The sequence below is a fragment of the Massilia rhizosphaerae genome (assembly GCF_016093545.1).
In the GTDB taxonomy this organism is placed as follows: Bacteria; Pseudomonadota; Gammaproteobacteria; order Burkholderiales; family Burkholderiaceae_D; genus Telluria; species Telluria rhizosphaerae.
The window spans coordinates 201,781-218,015 of the sequence record NZ_JADKYX010000006.1 but is presented as its reverse complement, the minus strand read 5'-3'; the positions used below and the strand labels follow the sequence as shown (position 1 = coordinate 218,015).

Here is a 16,235-nt window from a genome sequence, read left to right as displayed (position 1 = left end):
AGTATTTAATTCAAACGGAGACAACATGAAACGATTCATCGCGGGGGCCATCGGGGCTCCACTGCTGGCGCTCGCCGCCGGCCCGGCCAGCGCGTCCGGCGGCACCCTGAACGTGATCTGCGGGGTGCAGGTCGAATGGTGCAACCTGGTGCAGACCACGTTCTCGCGTGCCACCGGCATCAAGGTCAACATGGTGCAGAAGGGCGCCGGCGAAGCGCTGGCGCAGATCGCCGCCGAAAGCGCCAATCCGAAAACCGACATCTGGTTCGGCGGCACGGGCGACCCGCACCTGCAGGCAGCCGACCGGGGCCTGACCCTTCCCTACCAGTCGCCGAACATCAATCTGTTGCGCGACTGGGCGGTGGAGCAGGCCAAGCAAGCGAATTACAAGACCGTCGGCCTGTATTCCGGCCCCCTCGGCTTCGCTTACAACACCGAGTTGATGGCGAAGAAAAAGCTGCCGGTTCCGATGTGCTGGATGGACCTGATCCAGCCCCGGTACAAGGGCGAAATCCAGATGGCCAATCCGAACTCTTCAGGCACCGCTTACGTGGCGATCGCCACGCTCGTCCAGATCACGGGCGAAGACAAGGCGTTTGAGTATCTGAAGAAATTGAATAAGAACATCAGCGACTACCCGCGGTCCGGCACGGGGCCGTTGAAGAACGTGTCCCTCGGCGAAAACACGATTTCGATCAGCTTCGTGCACGATGTTCCGGGCGAAGTCCTCCAGGGCTACCCGGTGAAAAGCGTCACCCCGTGCGAAGGGACCGGCTATGAAATCGGGTCGATGTCGATCGTCAAGGGCGCGCGCAACCTGACCAATGCCAAGCGCTTCTACGACTGGGCGCTGACCGCGCAGGCGCAGGAACTGGGCGCGGCGGCGCATCAGTTCCAGCTCCCGTCGAACAGGCTCGCGAAGGTCGACCCCCGCGTTCCGGACGTGGCCCACATCAAGTTGATCAAGTACGACTTCAAGAAGTACGGCCAGGCGGCCGAGCGCAAGCGCCTGCTCGAACGGTGGGAAAAAGAAGTCAACGGAAATTAAGACGGGCCACCCCGATGGCGCGGTGCCGCGCAGGCACCGCGCCGAGTGCACTATCAGGCTCAGGCCTGGGACTGGAAGACAATCATGAAACAGAAAAACTGGTTTGGCGGTGTCCCGGGATGCTGGGCCATGCTCGCCATCGCGGCTTCCGCGCTACTACCCTGGTACGGCGTGCAGGACGATTTTAGCTGGCTGCGCGACTTCGGCACGATTTTCCACGACGAGGCATCGGCCAACGCCTGGCTGCAGGCCGCTGAGTTCCAGCGTCCGTGGCTGTTCCTGCCCTTGATCGCGCCGCTGGTCGCGTTGGGCGGCCTGTTCCTCTGCGCGCGGCGCGGCCAGGGCTTGATCTTGCTGGGCAGCGCCGGCGTGGGCCTGACCGGGATGCTGGGCGCCGGCTACGCGATCGGCGTGCAGGGTTGGGTGTGGCCCTCGCTGCAGCTGGGGCCGATGGCGCTCCCCGTCGGCCAGTTCGGATTCGGCTGGGGCGCGGCGCTGATGCTGGTGTCCTTGCTGATGTTGCTGGGGATCGGACTCGCCCGCCTCGGCTATTTCCAGGGTAACGAATTCGTTTCCGCAGCGGTCATCGTATGCGCCGCCGCGCTGATCCTGTTCATCGCCGAACCCGTCCTCAAATCGTTGAGCAACGCCTTGCTCGACGATATGGGGCAGTTCAGCGCGGCCGACGCCTGGGCACGTCTGTCCAGTTCGCGCGTCTGGAGCCTGCGCTGCGTCACCGGCGACCAAAGCTGTGGCGTGGCGTGGAACACGCTGGGCCTGGCATTGGCGACCGCCACCGGCACCACGGTCCTGGGTACCTTGTTGGCCCTGCTGACCGAGCGCTCGCTGGTGCGCGCCAAACTGCTCGTGCGCGTGATGTCGATGTTGCCCATCGTGACGCCGCCATTCGTGGTGGGGCTGGGGCTGATCCTGCTGTTCGGCCGCGCCGGCCTGGTCAACCAGGCGCTGGAGCTGCTGTTCGGGCTCGAACCATCGCGCTGGTTCTACAGCGCCAAAGGCGTGTGGCTGGCCCAGATGATCGCTTTCACGCCGATCTCTTATCTGATGATGCGCAGCGTCACGCAAGCCATCGCCCCCACGCTCGAAGAGGCGGCGCAAACCCTGCGCGCCAAGCCGATGTACGCATTCATTTCCATCACACTGCCGCTGCTCGCCCCCGGGTTGGCCAACGCCTTCCTGGTCGGCTTCATCGAGTCGATGAGCGATTTCGGCAATCCGATCGTCGTCGGCGGCCAGTTCGCCGTTCTCTCGACCGAAATCTTCTTTGCCATCGTCGGCGCGCAGATCGATCCGGGGCGCGCCGCCTCGCTGGCCGTGATTCTCAGCGCCTTCGCGCTCACGGTGTTCACACTCCAACGTGTGGCGCTCGGCAAGGCCAGCTATACCAGCATGTCGGGCAAGGGCGACAATGGGATTCCGCCGCCGCTGCCGGCGCCGGTACGGCGCTTCGCCATGGGCGTGGGCATGCCGTGGCTCGGATTCACCGCCATCATCTATTTGTTCGCGTTCGCCGGTGGTTTCGTCAAGCTGTGGGGCCGCGACTACAGCCTGACGTTCGAGCACTTCCACACCGCGTTCGGGCTGGAGTGGAATGGCGGCATCGTGATGGCCGGCTCGGCATGGCATTCGCTGTTGACGACCGTGCGTCTGGCCGGCGCCGCGGCGCCACTGACGGCCTTGATGGGTCTGCTCATCGCCTACCTGCTGGCCCGCGTCAAGTTCCGCGGACAAAACGTGTTCGAGTTCGGCGCGTTGCTCGCCTTCGCAGTGCCGGGCACCGTGTTGGGCGTGGCCTATGTCACGGCGTTCAACGTGCCGCCGTTCGAACTGTCCGGCACCGGCCTGATCATCATGGTCTGCTTCGTGTTCCGTAACCTGCCGGTCAGCATCCGTGCCGGCACCGCTGCGTTCAAGCAGATCGACAAGAGCCTCGACGAGGCATCGAGCATGCTGGGCGCTTCCACGCTGACGACCCTGCGCCGCGCCGTCCTTCCGCTGCTGCGTCCGGCGCTGGTGGCCTCGCTGGTGTATTCCTTCGTCCGCGCAATGACGACCGTGTCGTCGGTGATCTTCCTGGTGAGCGCCGAAAACGAGCTGGCGACCACCTTCATCATCGGCCGGGTCGGCAACGGCGAGTACGGCATCGCGCTGGCCTATTGCACGGTGCTGACGCTCCTGATGCTCGCTGCAACCGGCCTCATCCAATGGCTGGTCGGGGAGCGCTCGCTGGGACGCCGCAAGCAGCTGCAGGAACAGCAGCAAGAGACGGCGCAGGCAGCGCCGGTGATCTCATAACGAACAAAAACGAGGAGCCATCATGAAGCCCGGAATCGAATTCAAGAACATCACCAAGGCCTACACCAAGAACGGGCCCCTGGCGGTCAAAGGCATCAACTTCACGGTGCCCAAGGGCACCCTGACGACGTTGCTCGGGCCCTCGGGCTGCGGCAAGACCACGACCCTGCGCATGATCGCCGGACTGGAAAGCCCGACCAGCGGCCAGATCCTGATCGACGGCGTCGACGTGACCACGCTGTCGGCGGCGGAGCGCAATGTCAGCCTGGTCTTCCAGAGCTACGCGCTGTTTCCGCACATGAACATCTTCAACAACGTCGCCTACGGCCTGACGGTGGCCGGCGTGAACCGCGAGAGTACGAAGGAGCGCGTCGACGCCGCGCTCGACACGGTGGGGTTGAAAGGCTTCGGCGCGCGCTGGCCGGGCGAGCTGTCCGGCGGCCAGCAGCAGCGGGTGGCGCTGGCGCGCGCCCTCGTGCTGGAGCCGGCCGTGCTGCTGTTCGACGAACCGCTGTCCAACCTGGACGCGCGCCTGCGGCGCCAGATGCGCGACGAAATCCGCGCGCTGCAGCAGCGCCTGCAACTGACCGTCGCCTACGTCACGCACGACCAGAGCGAAGCGCTGGCGGTGTCGGACCAGATCATCGTCATGCGTGACGGCCTGATCGCGCAGGCCGGCTCGCCATCGGATTTGTACGAACGTCCCAACAGCGAATTCGTGGCCGGCTTCATGGGCGAAGCCCTGCTGTTGCCGGCCAACGTGACCCATGGCGGCGAAGTGCAGCTGGGCCCGCTCTCCTGGCGCGCGCCGGCTGCCGTTCCCACCGGACGGGCGCTGGTGGCGGTGCGGCCCGAGGCGTGGATGGTGGGCGACCCCGGCCAGTACCGGCTGTCGGCGCGGGTGCGCAAGGCCACCTATCTGGGCGGCTTCTACGAGTACACGCTGGACACCGAAATCGGCGAACTGTTCGTCGTCTGCCCGCACGTCGACCGGTCGCGCACCGTGGCCGAATTCGTCAGCCTCGGCATGCACCAACGCGGCGTGTCGGTGCTGCGCGCGTCCTGAGCCGCTGACCTCCGCCGGCACCGGGAGAGGTTTCGTGCGCGCAATCGTCAATCTTCACATCGGCGCGAGGCTGGCGCTGGGTTTCGGCCTCGTCCTGTTGTGTGCAAGCGCCTTGCTCGGCGTCGGGCTCGGCTATATGGGGGCATTGCAGAGCGACACCGAGCAAATCGTCGGCCGCCGCCTGGTCACCCTGAACAGCGCACTGCGGATGCGGCACGTGGGCGCGGAGATCGCGCTGGACATGCGCCGGATCGCCGCGCCCACGGATGGGAAAGAAGGCCGCGACGCGGGCGCCGCGCTGGTGCGCCTGTTGGGCGACTACGACGCGGCCGAGCGGGCGCTGCAGCATGCCGCGGTCGATGCGGGCGCGCTGGCCGAAGTGCGCCGGCGCAAGGAGGCCCTGATGCCGGTCGTGGGGACGATCCAGTCCACCGTCGCCGCCGGCAACCTGTTCGATGCCGCCGTGATGTTGAAAACCGATTTCGCGCCCCTGTACGACGGCTGGATCCGCGCGCTCGACACGCTGGCCGGCGCCGAGCAGGACGCCATGGCGCGCACCCGCGACCGCTCGCGCACGCGCTACCGGACGGCGCGGGTCCGCATGCTCGGCGCCGGCCTGGCGATGCTGTTCCTCGGCGCCCTGTGCGCGGTGTACATCACGCGGTCGATCACCACGCCGCTGCGGCGCGCGGCGCGCATCGCCGACACCATCGCCGGCGGCGATCTCAACGTCGCGATCGACACGGGGGGCAACGACGAGGCCGGCCAGTTGATGCGGGCCCTGAAGCTCATGCAACAAAACCTGTTCGCGGCGATCGCGCAGATCACCGAGGGCAGCGAACACGTGCTCGTGGCGTCGCGCCAGATTGCCGAGGGCAACCTGAACCTGTCGACGCGCACCGAACAGCAGACCGGCACGCTCCGCCAGACCACCGCCGCCATGGCGCGCCTGGAGGACACCGTCGGCGGCAACGCCGAGAATGCGCGGCACGCACAGGAATTGAGTACGGCCGCGTACGCCTGCGCGATGCGCGGGAGCGAGGTGGCCGCGCGCGTGTCGGACACGATGGGGGCGATCAAGTCGAGCTCGGACAAGATCGCCGACATCACCACGGTGATCGATTCGATCGCCTTCCAGACCAATATCCTGGCCCTCAACGCGGCGGTCGAGGCGGCGCGCGCGGGCGAGGCCGGGCGCGGTTTCGCCGTCGTGGCGCAGGAGGTGCGGGAACTGGCGCAGCGTTCGGCCGCGGCGGCGCGGCAGATCGATGCGCTGATCCGCGGCTCGGTGGCCCAGGTCCATGCCGGCCATGCGCTGGTCGGCGAGGCCGCCGCGACCATGGACCGGATCGTCAAGGCGGTGGGGCGCGTCGCCGAACTGGTCAGCCTGATTTCCGCGGCCAGCGCCGAGCAGGGCGCGAGCATCGGCGGTATCGGCGTCGCGATCGGCCGCGTGAACGGGATGACCCAGCAGAACGCTGCGCTCGTCGGTGAGGCGGCGGCGGCCGCGGAAAGTTTGCGCAAACAATCGGCCCGGCTGGCGGCGGCGGTGGCCCGCTTCCATATCACCGGCGCGAGCGCGACGTAGCCTCCGGGTGACCGTCGACGACCGAAAGTCAACGCGGCCGGCGATTCCGATACAGAATAAAGAACCGGCCCCGCATTATCTACCGCAAGTCGAAAAGACGACGAAAGTGTTCGTGTACATATTTGCCTGTCGACAAAAAAATGTGTCAACTTTATCTTGCAAGAGATGACGAATTTATATCCTCTGATATTTCACGGCAAATATAAGTATAAAATATGGGGTGGGCGCAAGTTATTCAGTCATCTCGGCAAGGACTTCTCGCCACAGCGCCGTTGTGGCGAGTCCTGGGAAGTCAGCGGATTACCATTGGACGACTCGGTGGTGAAAAACGGCCCACTGGCCGGGACTGCGCTGTCGGATTTACTTAGGGTCTATCAGGAAATCCTTATCGGGAAATCCCTATACACGCGCTTCGGTAATCATTTTCCGCTGCTCGTCAAATTCATCGACGCGGAAGACGATTTATCGATCCAGGTACATCCCGACGATGCGCTGGCCGGCGCAAAACACGATTCGCCCGGAAAAACGGAAATGTGGTATGTGATCCAGGCCGATCCCGGCGCGACGCTGATTGCCGGTTTTAGTCAACCGGTCGACGCGGCCCAGTGTCGGGAACGATTCGCAACCGGCCGGGTCCACGACATCCTGACTCGGCAGGCCGTCGCGGCGGGCGACGTGTTCTTTCTTCCCGCCGGCCGGGTCCACGCCATAGGGAAAGGCATCCTGATTGCCGAGATCCAGCAGGCGTCGGACGTGACCTACAGGATCCACGACTATGACCGTGTCGACGCGGACGGAAGCCGGCGCCTACTCGACACGGACGATGCCATCGCCGCGCTGGACTTCGGTTTTCATCAGGATTGCAGAATTCGTTATAAGAAAATCCTTAATGCGCCGGCCCGCCTTGTGCATTGCGAACATTTCACGGCCAATGTATTGGCCTGTTCCGAAACGGTCATGCGCAATTATCCGTTCGATTCGTTCGTCATCCACGTTTGCGTGCACGGGTCCTATACGATCGATTATGGCCAGGGATGTCTCGACGTGCGTCTGGGCGACTGCGTCCTGGTGCCCGCGGCAATTCAGTCCGTCGTTCTGGAAACGATATCCGGGTTCAAGATCCTGGAATGCTACGTGGCCTGAGCGCCCCCGGTTCCCCTCGGTTTGGGTCATGCGCGACTCTCTTCATTCCTGCCGCCTTTCCGCATGATGAATTTGTTAGCTGAATAATATTGGTGTCGTGTTTTCGATGCGTCATTCCCGGAAAAGCACTGCGTTATATCAAAACATCTTGTGATTTTTTTTCTGTTCGGGGTAGACTACGCCTGAAATTAAATTGTTTCCTCGTCGAACATTTCTCGTTTCAAGCATGACTGATACTTGGTTATTGGGCGAAACGGTTTACGGCGAATTACGTGCCGGTTTCGATCGAGTGAGAAGCACATCGAATGCCGTGCGATGGGATTGCAGGGAGTGGTTCGAGACGGTATCTGGATGGTATAAAATGGTATGGATCACAATAATGTTGTGCGCTAACATTGCCCGTCCCGTGCTCAGGACGATCCCGCCGCGGCGAACGGCGCGTCGGAAGCCATCGAGGAGGGATGCATGAAAACTTTGCGACACGGCAGGCTAGCGTGGGTGGCGGCAGCCGCGCTGGCGACGTCGTTCTGGGGACCGGTTGCCTTTGCCGCGGTCCCGGACGCCTGGAAGGACCGGAGCTTCACGCTCGATACCACCGGCATGCAACTGCACCAGGTGCTGGAGCGGTTCGCCGCGGAGCACGACGTGGAGGTCGCGTTCGACGTGCCGGATCGGGCCGTGAAAAAAGAGACGTTGCGTTCCAGCGGTGGCGGCGACCTGCTGGACCGGTTGGCGCAGGCTTATCGCTTCCGCTGGTTCGTGTACGGCGGCACGCTGCATATCGTCCCGCGTGAAGACAATGTGTCGATGCGCCTCGAGCTTGGCGCGGACGGCGTGCGGGATGCCAAGGGCGTCCTGGCCGGCGTGGGCCTGTACGACAGCCGCTTCGGCTGGATGGAGCTGCCGAAGGAAGGGGCCGTCGTCGTCAGCGGGCCGCGCGAGTACGTCCGCCTGGCGCGCGAGCTCCTGGTGCCCGCCCGGCCCAGGGAAGCCGTGAACGATATGGAGCCGATGGTGTTCCGCCTGAAGTACGCCGGCGCGACCGACCGCGTGATCACGGCCCGCGGCAAGTCCGAGACGATTCCGGGCATGAAGACGCTCCTGTCGAACCTGCTGAGCGGGCAGGGCGCGGGCGACGCCGGCCGTCCGCGCATCGATGCCGACCCGTCGCTGAACGCCATCATCATCCGCGACTCGGCCGGCAAGCGCGCCATGTACCAGGCACTCATCGACCAGCTCGACATCCTGCCGCGCCAGGTCGAAATCGAGGCGCTGATCGTCGACGTCGACCGGAACAAGCTGCCCGGGCTGGTTGGCGGGGCGGCGCCGGCGGCGCCCGGGGCAACATTGCTGGTGAACGACGCCGCCGGCCTGGTCGCCAGGCTGAAAGCCCTGGAAGCCAGCGGCGATGCGCGGATCCTGGCCACGCCGGGCGCGCTGACGCTGAACAACGTGGCCGCCGTGCTCGACCTGCGCCAGTCCCGGTACATCCCGCTGGTCGGCGAGCGGGTCGCCGACGTGGCCGAGGTGAGCGCCGGGACGCTGCTGCGGGTCGTTCCGCGCCTCGTGGAAGACGGCGGCACCCGGGTGCGGCTGGACGTCGACGTCGAGGATGGCAACCTGGGCAGTGGCGCCGACGCGCGCGTCACCCGTTCGACCATCAGTGCGCTCGCGATCGTCGGCCTGCAGCAGATGCTGATGATCGGCGGCTATGAGTCGGAGGCGGTGTCCAGCGAGCGCGGCCAGGCGTCCGCGTCCGGCGTCGTGCCATTGCTGGGCAACCTGTTCGGCCACAAGGACGCGCCGGTAGCGCATCGCGAGCGCCTGTACCTGATCACGCCGCACCTGGTCGGCGGCGGCGTGCCGGCGCAAGCGCAGCAACAGCCGCCTGTGCCACCGTCGCCGCCGGCGCCCGTGCCGGCCTTGCCGCCGGCGCCGGCGCCCGCGCCCGCGCCGGCGTCCGCCACCGTCGCGACGGCCGCCGCCGCCGCCGCCGCCGCCGCCGCCGCCGCGCCCGCCCCGGCGGTGCCGGTGTCCGCACCGGTCGCGGCCGCAGTCGTGCCGGTCCGTACGGCGCCGGTCGCGCCCGTGGCCGCACCCGAGCCGACCTGGACGGTGCTGCCGGCCGACAAGACCCTGAACGGGACACTGCAAAGGTGGGCGGCCAGCGCCGGCTGGCAACTGATGTGGGAACTGCCGGTCGATTACGCCGTCGCGGTGCGCACCGAACTGCATGGCTCCTTCGCCGACGCCGTCGGCATGGTGGCGAAGAGCATGGACGGGGCGGAGATACCGATGAAGGCCATTTTCTACGACGGCAATAAGGTGCTGCGGATCGTTGCGAAAGGAACCGAACCATGATGACCAGGCGCTTGCGTGCCGTGTTGCCCTTGCTCCTGCTGTCGGGGTGCGGCGGCATGTCGGCAACGCTGGACAAGAAGATCGACGAGACCGGCGGCCAGATGGCCACGCTGGTCAGGGACACCGGCCACGTCGCGAACGGTATCGTGGCGAAGGCGCAGTCGCCGGTGCGTCACGAATCCGGCATCTGGCTGGGCAAGGATGTCGTCAAGCTGGGCCAGCCCGCGTTACCGAAAATCTTCTACGAGAGCGCGGTGTTCGACGAGACGGTCGCTTCGCTGGCGGAGCTGGCGGAACGGATCGGCGTGCGCACCGGCCTGCCGGTGAAGGTGACGCCCGACGCCCTCGAGGTGGCCGAGATCATGCGCGGCGGCGCGTCGGGGCCCGCCGGCGCCGGCTCGCCTTTGCCGGCGCCGTTGCCGGCGCATTTGCCGTCCCGCTCGGCCGTACCGCCGCCGCCGGGCGGCGCGGGCGACGCCCGTGCCGTTGCGGGCGGGCGGTTCGCGCGCGGCGCCGACGTCCGCATCTACTACGCGAACGGCAACCTGCGCGGCCTGCTCGACACGGCGGCGGCGCGCTTTGGCGTGTCCTGGAAATACGCGGACGGTGCGATCCGGTTCTTCCATACGGAATCGCGCACCTTCCAGATCAACACGCTGCCGGGCGATTCGACGTTCAACGCCAGCGTCACCAGCGGCGCCACGTCGAACCCCGGTTCCGGGGGCGGCGGCGGCGGCGGCGCCACGGGGACGGGCGGCGGCGGTGGAGCGACGAATGGCGTGACCGCCAACAACACCCAGAACACGGCGGTGGCCTCCAAGCTGTCGGTCTACGGCAGCATCGAAAGCGTGATCAAGGCCATGTTGTCGAGCTATGGCAAGGTGGTCATTTCGCCCGCCACCGGGTCGATCACGGTGGTCGACACGCCCGATACGCTCGACCGCGTGGCAGCGTACATCGACAACGAGAACAAGACGCTCGAGCGCCAGGTGGTCATCAATGTGACCGTGCTGTCGGTCAGCCTGAACGACAGCGAAGACTACGGCATCAACTGGAACCTCGTGTACTCGACCCTGCGCCAGAAGTACGGGCTGACCAGCGCGGTGCCGGTCGGGCTGGATGCGACCCTCTTCTCCGCCGGCATCGTGGGCGATTCGCGCTTCGCGGGCAGCACGGCCATCATCGACGCCCTGTCGAAGCAGGGCAAGGTGCGGCGCCAGACGACGGCGTCGGTGATCACCTTGAACAACCAGGTCGTGCCGCTGCAGGTGGCCAAGCAGACCTCCTACCTGCAGTCGTCGCAGACGACGGTGGTGCCCCAGGTCGGCACCACCACGACGCTGATGCCGGGCACGGTCACGTCGGGGTTCAACATGAGCATCCTGCCGCACGTGCTGGCCAACGGCACCGTGCTCCTGCAGTTCTCGACCGACATCTCCGCCCTGAACGCCATCCGCGAAGTGCAGAGCGGCGCCAGCAAGATCGAGACGCCGGAGATCGATACCCGCAATTTCCTGCAGCGCGTGGCGATGAAGTCGAACGAGACGCTGATCATCAGCGGGTTCGAGCAGACGGATGACAACCTCGACCGCCAGGGCGTGGGCAGCGCGCGCAACGTCGCGCTCGGCGGCGGCGTGAAGGCGGCCAGCGCCAAGGAATCCATCGTCATCCTGATCACGCCTACCACGGTCGGGCCTTGACGCGAAGCGAGCCGGCATCATGGCCATCCATATCATCCAGATCGAAAAGCACCGCTTCGTGTGCGGCCTGTTCTGGCAGTCGTTGTCGCGGCCGCGCGAACTGGCCCGGGAAGCGCGCGAACTGGGCGCGAAGATCGACTCCGACCTGTTCGTGCTGCGCACCGACCAGTCGACCGCGCAGGCCGGTTTCGGCCAGAGCGCGGAGGGGGCGCGCCGCGGCATGTTCTCGCTGGGCGCGATCATCTCGAAGACCCTGGCGATCGAGGGCGCGTTCTACAACGGCGAAAAGCAGCGCGTCCATAACTGGCTCGCCGCGCTCAAGCTGCCGGACGGCATGTGGGCGTACTTCGCGTCGCGCGACGCGAACTTCCTGCCGAACGGCGATTTCGCCGGCACCCGCGAAGAAGTCATGGAGCGCCTGCACGGCGACTATGGCCTGGGCGGCTGGAACGTCGTCATCGGCGACGCGGAGCTAGCCGACTACGGTTTCCACAATTTCGAGGCGCGCACCCTCGAGAGCTTCATCCCGCACCGCAAGAACGGGCGGATCCACGCGCACCGCTGGTGGGGCCTGCAGCCCGTGCACACCCGGCGCAACCACTGGCCGGCGCTCGCGGCCGCCGTCCTCGCCCTGGCGCTCGCCGGGGGCTGGGTCCATGTGCAGCGCGTCCGGCGCGAGCAGGCCGAGCAGCTGGCCGAAGCCGCGCGCATCGCCGAGCGCCAGGCGTTGCTGCGGCACCTGGCGCCGTCCGCGCAACCGTCGCCTTGGGGCGGCAAGCCCAAGCCGATGAGCCTGGCCAAGGCCTGCGTCGACGGGCTGGGCCATCTTGCCGCCGGCGGGTGGATGCTCGACGAGTATGTCTGCAGTGCCGACGCGATCAGTTATGCGTGGTCGCGCCACGGTTCCACGCTGGCCCTGCTGCGCGCCGAGGTGCCGGACGCCGTGTTCGACCTGAACGGCGAGAAGGCCACCCTGGTCGTGCCGCTCCGGCTCGAACGGCAGCAGCCCGAGGCGCTGCTCGACCGCAAGGAATTGATGGAACCAATCATCTCCGATATGCAACACATCGGCATCGGATTCAGGATCGCCAGCCGTCCGCCGGCGTCGAAGGCGTCGCAGGCGTCGCAGGCATCCACGCCGCCCTGGCAGGCGTATTCGTTCAGTTGCGACAGCCAGGGGCTGTTGCCGACGGCGGTGGCCGAACTGCTCGACCGCCCCGGCGTGCGTATCGACCGGATCGCCAGCCGGGCCGGTCACTGGTCAATCGAAGGAGTCATGTATGTCAAATAAGTCTCTCTGGTGCGCGGTGCTGGTGTCCCTGCTGGGCTGCGCGCCCGCGTACGCCGATCCCACGGCTGAAAAGCTGAGCCGGATCGAAGGCGAGACGCTGCTCCTGAAGGCGCGCGAACGCCAGCTCGACGTCCAGGGCAGCATCCTCATGAAGCAGAACCAGATCGCCACGATCCAGGCGGCCACCGCCGCGATGACGCATGCGCCCGTCGCGAGCGATCCCCAGGTGCGCAGCGTGGAGGGCATCGGGCGCGCGGTCTTCGCGACCTTGCAACTGGGCGACGGCACCGTCATCGAGGTGCAGCCCGGCGACATGCTGCCGAAAGGGATGCAGGTGGTGTCGATCGCGCCGGGCAACGTCATCGTCAGGAAGGGCCGGCAACGCGTCCGCCTGGCGCGGGCGCAATCCGGTCCGGTCCTGCCGCTGGCGGCCGCGGTCCCGGGCCCGCCGCCGGGCATGCCCGCCGGGGCAGCGCGATGAACTTGCTCGCGTCGGACCGTCCGCTGCAGCGCGCCACCGTGCGCGCCGACCAGCATGGCGGCGCCTGCGACGTCGGCGTGGCTACCGTCCTGAGCAGCGCGGGCGCATTCGAGGCCAGCGCCGAGGAGCGCAAGCTGCTCTGCCTGTTGAGCGATGGCCGCCTGCTCGTCGCCGAGGGGCAGAGCCTGAACCGCCACGTGCTGTCGTATATCGCGCGCCTGGAAAAGATGCGCCAGTCGTTCCAGGTGACGTTCGCCCGGATCGAGGTCATCGCCCGGGCCTACCAGGGCGGCGGCGGGGGCGCGCAACCCCAGCGCGAACACTCGCTCATGCAGGTGACGGCCAAGGACCTGCTCACACGGGCGTGCCAGGCGCGCGCGTCCGACATCCATATCCGCGTCCGCAAGGATTGCACCGAAACCTGGTTCCGCATTCATAACGACCTGGTGCCGAAAGGCGTCCAGACGCGCGAATACGGCGAGCGCCTGCTGGCGACGCTGTACGGCGCGATGACCTCCGTGTCGGACAACTCGTACAAGCCCATGGAGCGCCAGGACGCGGCGATTTCCGACCGCGACAAGCTGCCGCCCGGGCTGTACGGCGTGCGCATCGCCACCGCGCCCACCAGCGAAGGCGCGGTCATGGTGCTGCGCCTGCTGTACAACGACGCCGGCGACAACGTCGACCTGCGCCCGCTCGGCTTCAGCGATACCCACGCGACCCTGCTCCAGCAGATCAAGGAACAGCCGATCGGCATGAACATCATCAGCGGTCCCACCGGGTCGGGGAAATCGACGACCCTGCAGCGTATCCTGACCGGCGAGATCATCGAGGCGGGCGGCAAACTGCACGTGCTGACCGTCGAAGACCCCGTGGAATACCCGATCGAGGGCGCGGTGCAGACGGCCGTGACCAATGCCTGCACGGAAGCGGACCGCTCGCGCCAGTTCTCGGCGGCGATCTCGAATGCGATGCGGCTCGATCCCGACGTGATCATGATCGGCGAGATTCGCGATGCCGCGTCGGCGCAGAACGCGTTGCGCGCGTCGATGACGGGCCACCAGGTGTGGACGACGGTGCACGCCAACAGCGCGCTGGCGATCGTCGACCGGCTGGTCGATCTCGGCCTGCCGATGAGCCTGGTGGCGGACCACACGATCATCACCAGCCTGATCAGCCAGCGTCTCGTCAAGGTGCTGTGCCCGCATTGCAGCCGGCCGCTGGTCGACACGCCGGACGTGCTGCCGCCGGCGATGCTTGCCCGCGTCAAGCAGGCGGTCGGTGGCGCGTTGCCGCGGGTGCGCGTGACCGGCGACGGCTGCGCGCATTGCGCCATGCAGGGCACGGTGGGGCGGTCGGTGCTGGCGGAAGTCATCGTGCCGGACGACCAGTTTTTCAAATTCATCCGGGCGGGCGACAAGTGTGCGGCGGTCCGCTACTGGATCGAGCACCTGGACGGACGCCTGATGCTGGGCCATGCGATCGACAAGATCGCGGCCGGGCAGCTCGATCCGCGCATGGCGGAAAATGTGGTCGGCCACCTCACGATCGTGCCTGCGCTCGCGGCATCGACTTACTGGCGCGAGGCGATCCATGCGGCTTGACATCACCCGCGCCTGGGCGAAGACCCAGTTCTCGGCGTCGGCGCGCGTGCGCCTGTATCGCAAGATCGCCAAGATGCTCACCAACGGCCTGCCGTTGCTGCGCATCCTGGAAGTCCTGCGCGAACGCGCATCGCACGATGGCCGCAAGCCGCAGGAACCGCTGGCGGTCGTGCTCGACGATTGCCGCCGGCAGGTGCAGAACGGCAGGATGCTGTCGGAAAGCCTGGAAGGCTGGGCGCCCAGGCCCGAGCGCATGATTCTGCTCGCCGGCGAACAGTCCGGCAACGTGGAGGCCGCGCTGCTGGCCGTCGTCGACGTGGTGCGGGCGCAGCAGCGCGTCCGGGCCGTCATCGTCGGCGGCTTGGTCTACCCATGCGCGATCCTGGCGCTGATCCTCGGCTACGTCTACCTGTTCGGCACCCGGGTGATCCCCGAGTTCACCCGCATCACCGATCCCACGACGTGGCATGGTCCGGCCCGGTCCCTGTACCTCATGTCCGAGGTGGTCCAGCACTGGATGCTCGCCATCGTCGGCGGGCTGCTGCTCGTCGCGGGCGGCATCGTCGCGGCACTGCCGCGCTGGCGCGGCAACCTGCGCGTGTTCGCGGACCGCTTCGCGCCGTTCTCGATCTACCGGCTGGTTGTCGGCAGCGGCTTTCTCCTGGCGTTCTCGGCCTTGCAGACGGCCGGCGTCACGGTCGAGAAGTCGCTCAGCCGCCTGTCCGACATGGCCGATCCCTGGCTGCGCGAGCGCATCGATGGCGCGTTGCTGGGGGTGCGCTCCGGCCTCAATTGCGGCGAAGCCCTGCGCAACGCCGGCTACGGTTTCCCGTCGGACGAAGTGATCGACGACCTCTGCGTGTACGCCGAGTTCCGCGGATTCGGCGAGGCGCTGAAGGTCATGGCCGACGAATGGCGGGAAGAGGGGATCGAGCAGATTTCCAATCAAATGAAGATTCTGAACGGCGTCGCCATGCTCGTGATGGCGGCCGTGATCGGTTGGCTGGTGACGGGATTTTTCGGCATCCAGCACGAAATTGCAACGATGACACGCGCAGTCCATTAAATACACCATGAGGAAATTTGACATGAATGCTACCTTGTCTCAACGCCGCACCCGCCTCGCCCGCCTGCATCGCCAGCGCGGCGCGTCGCTCCTGGAAGCCATCGCCTACCTGGGCGTCGCCGCGTTGGTGGTGCTCGCCGCCGTATCGCTGCTGCAGAACGCCTTCGGCAGCGCCCGGTCGAACCAGACCACGGAAGAGATCACGGGCCTGCGCACCAACGTGCGCAAGATGTATGCGGGCCAGTCCTATAACGATACCGCCATGCTGGCCAACCTGATCACCGCCAAGGCCATCCCCGGCACGCTGACGGTCGCCGCCGACGGCAAGACGATCAACAATACGTGGGGCGGCACCGTGACCCCGGCGTCGACGAACGCGGGCACGTTTACCATCACCTACACCAAGGTGCCGCAGGACGTGTGCATGAACGTCGTCAGCGGCGCAACGGGCTGGACCTCGATTGCCGACGGCCAAGGCGGCAATGTGATCAATGCGTTTCCCGCCCCTGCGGCCGGCGCCGCGGCCCTGTGCAACGCGGCGGCGAATACGGTTGTATTCACGGCGGACTGA

General features: G+C 66.5%; 12 protein-coding genes. All 12 read left to right on the top strand.

Annotation, left to right across the window (positions count from 1 at the left end; genetic code table 11):
• Positions 1–25: 25 nt before the first annotated feature.
• The 12 genes from ISF28_RS11900 (at position 26) to ISF28_RS11845 (ending at position 16,235) form a co-directional block, all read left to right on the top strand.
• The gene (locus tag ISF28_RS11900; protein ID WP_198117394.1) at positions 26–1,048 is read left to right on the top strand and encodes an ABC transporter substrate-binding protein; all 1,023 of its coding nucleotides are present in this window, start codon (positions 26–28) and stop codon (positions 1,046–1,048) included.
• An 84-nt stretch (positions 1,049–1,132) separates the two neighbouring features.
• Positions 1,133–3,364, top strand: a complete 2,232-nt coding sequence (locus tag ISF28_RS11895; protein WP_198117393.1) for an ABC transporter permease — start codon at positions 1,133–1,135, stop codon at positions 3,362–3,364.
• Positions 3,365–3,386: 22 nt separating this feature from the next.
• Positions 3,387–4,430 carry an ABC transporter ATP-binding protein gene (locus tag ISF28_RS11890; protein ID WP_198117392.1) on the top strand — a complete coding sequence of 348 codons (1,044 nt, stop codon included), beginning with the start codon at positions 3,387–3,389 and terminating at the stop codon, positions 4,428–4,430.
• Between the two features lie 34 nt (positions 4,431–4,464).
• Positions 4,465–6,018, top strand: a complete 1,554-nt coding sequence (locus tag ISF28_RS30465; RefSeq protein WP_198117391.1) for a methyl-accepting chemotaxis protein — start codon at positions 4,465–4,467, stop codon at positions 6,016–6,018.
• 165 nt (positions 6,019–6,183) lie between these two features.
• A complete protein-coding gene (locus tag ISF28_RS11880) occupies positions 6,184–7,161 on the top strand; it encodes a type I phosphomannose isomerase catalytic subunit (RefSeq protein ID WP_229519037.1) in 978 nt (325 codons plus the stop codon).
• Between the two features lie 465 nt (positions 7,162–7,626).
• On the top strand, positions 7,627–9,522 hold the full coding sequence (sctC, locus tag ISF28_RS11875) for a type III secretion system outer membrane ring subunit SctC (protein WP_198117389.1): 1,896 nt from the start codon (positions 7,627–7,629) through the stop codon (positions 9,520–9,522).
• Positions 9,522–11,222 carry a PilN family type IVB pilus formation outer membrane protein gene (gene pilN, locus ISF28_RS11870; protein ID WP_198117475.1) on the top strand — a complete coding sequence of 567 codons (1,701 nt, stop codon included), beginning with the start codon at positions 9,522–9,524 and terminating at the stop codon, positions 11,220–11,222. Before sctC ends, pilN begins: the two co-directional genes overlap by 1 nt.
• 19 nt (positions 11,223–11,241) lie before the next feature.
• Positions 11,242–12,513, top strand: coding sequence for a type 4b pilus protein PilO2 (gene pilO2 / locus ISF28_RS11865; RefSeq protein ID WP_198117388.1), 1,272 nt, complete (start codon positions 11,242–11,244; stop codon positions 12,511–12,513).
• Positions 12,503–12,994: a type IV pilus biogenesis protein PilP gene (gene pilP, locus ISF28_RS11860; RefSeq protein ID WP_198117387.1), complete on the top strand. Its 492-nt coding sequence runs from the start codon at positions 12,503–12,505 to the stop codon at positions 12,992–12,994. The genes pilO2 and pilP overlap by 11 nt, the downstream gene beginning before the upstream one ends.
• The gene (locus tag ISF28_RS11855; protein ID WP_198117386.1) at positions 12,991–14,598 is read left to right on the top strand and encodes a GspE/PulE family protein; all 1,608 of its coding nucleotides are present in this window, start codon (positions 12,991–12,993) and stop codon (positions 14,596–14,598) included. Before pilP ends, ISF28_RS11855 begins: the two co-directional genes overlap by 4 nt.
• Positions 14,588–15,664 carry a type II secretion system F family protein gene (locus ISF28_RS11850; RefSeq protein WP_198117385.1) on the top strand — a complete coding sequence of 359 codons (1,077 nt, stop codon included), beginning with the start codon at positions 14,588–14,590 and terminating at the stop codon, positions 15,662–15,664. Before ISF28_RS11855 ends, ISF28_RS11850 begins: the two co-directional genes overlap by 11 nt.
• A 22-nt stretch (positions 15,665–15,686) precedes the next feature.
• Complete coding sequence (locus ISF28_RS11845) at positions 15,687–16,235, top strand: type 4 pilus major pilin (protein ID WP_229519026.1); 549 nt, start codon at positions 15,687–15,689, stop codon at positions 16,233–16,235.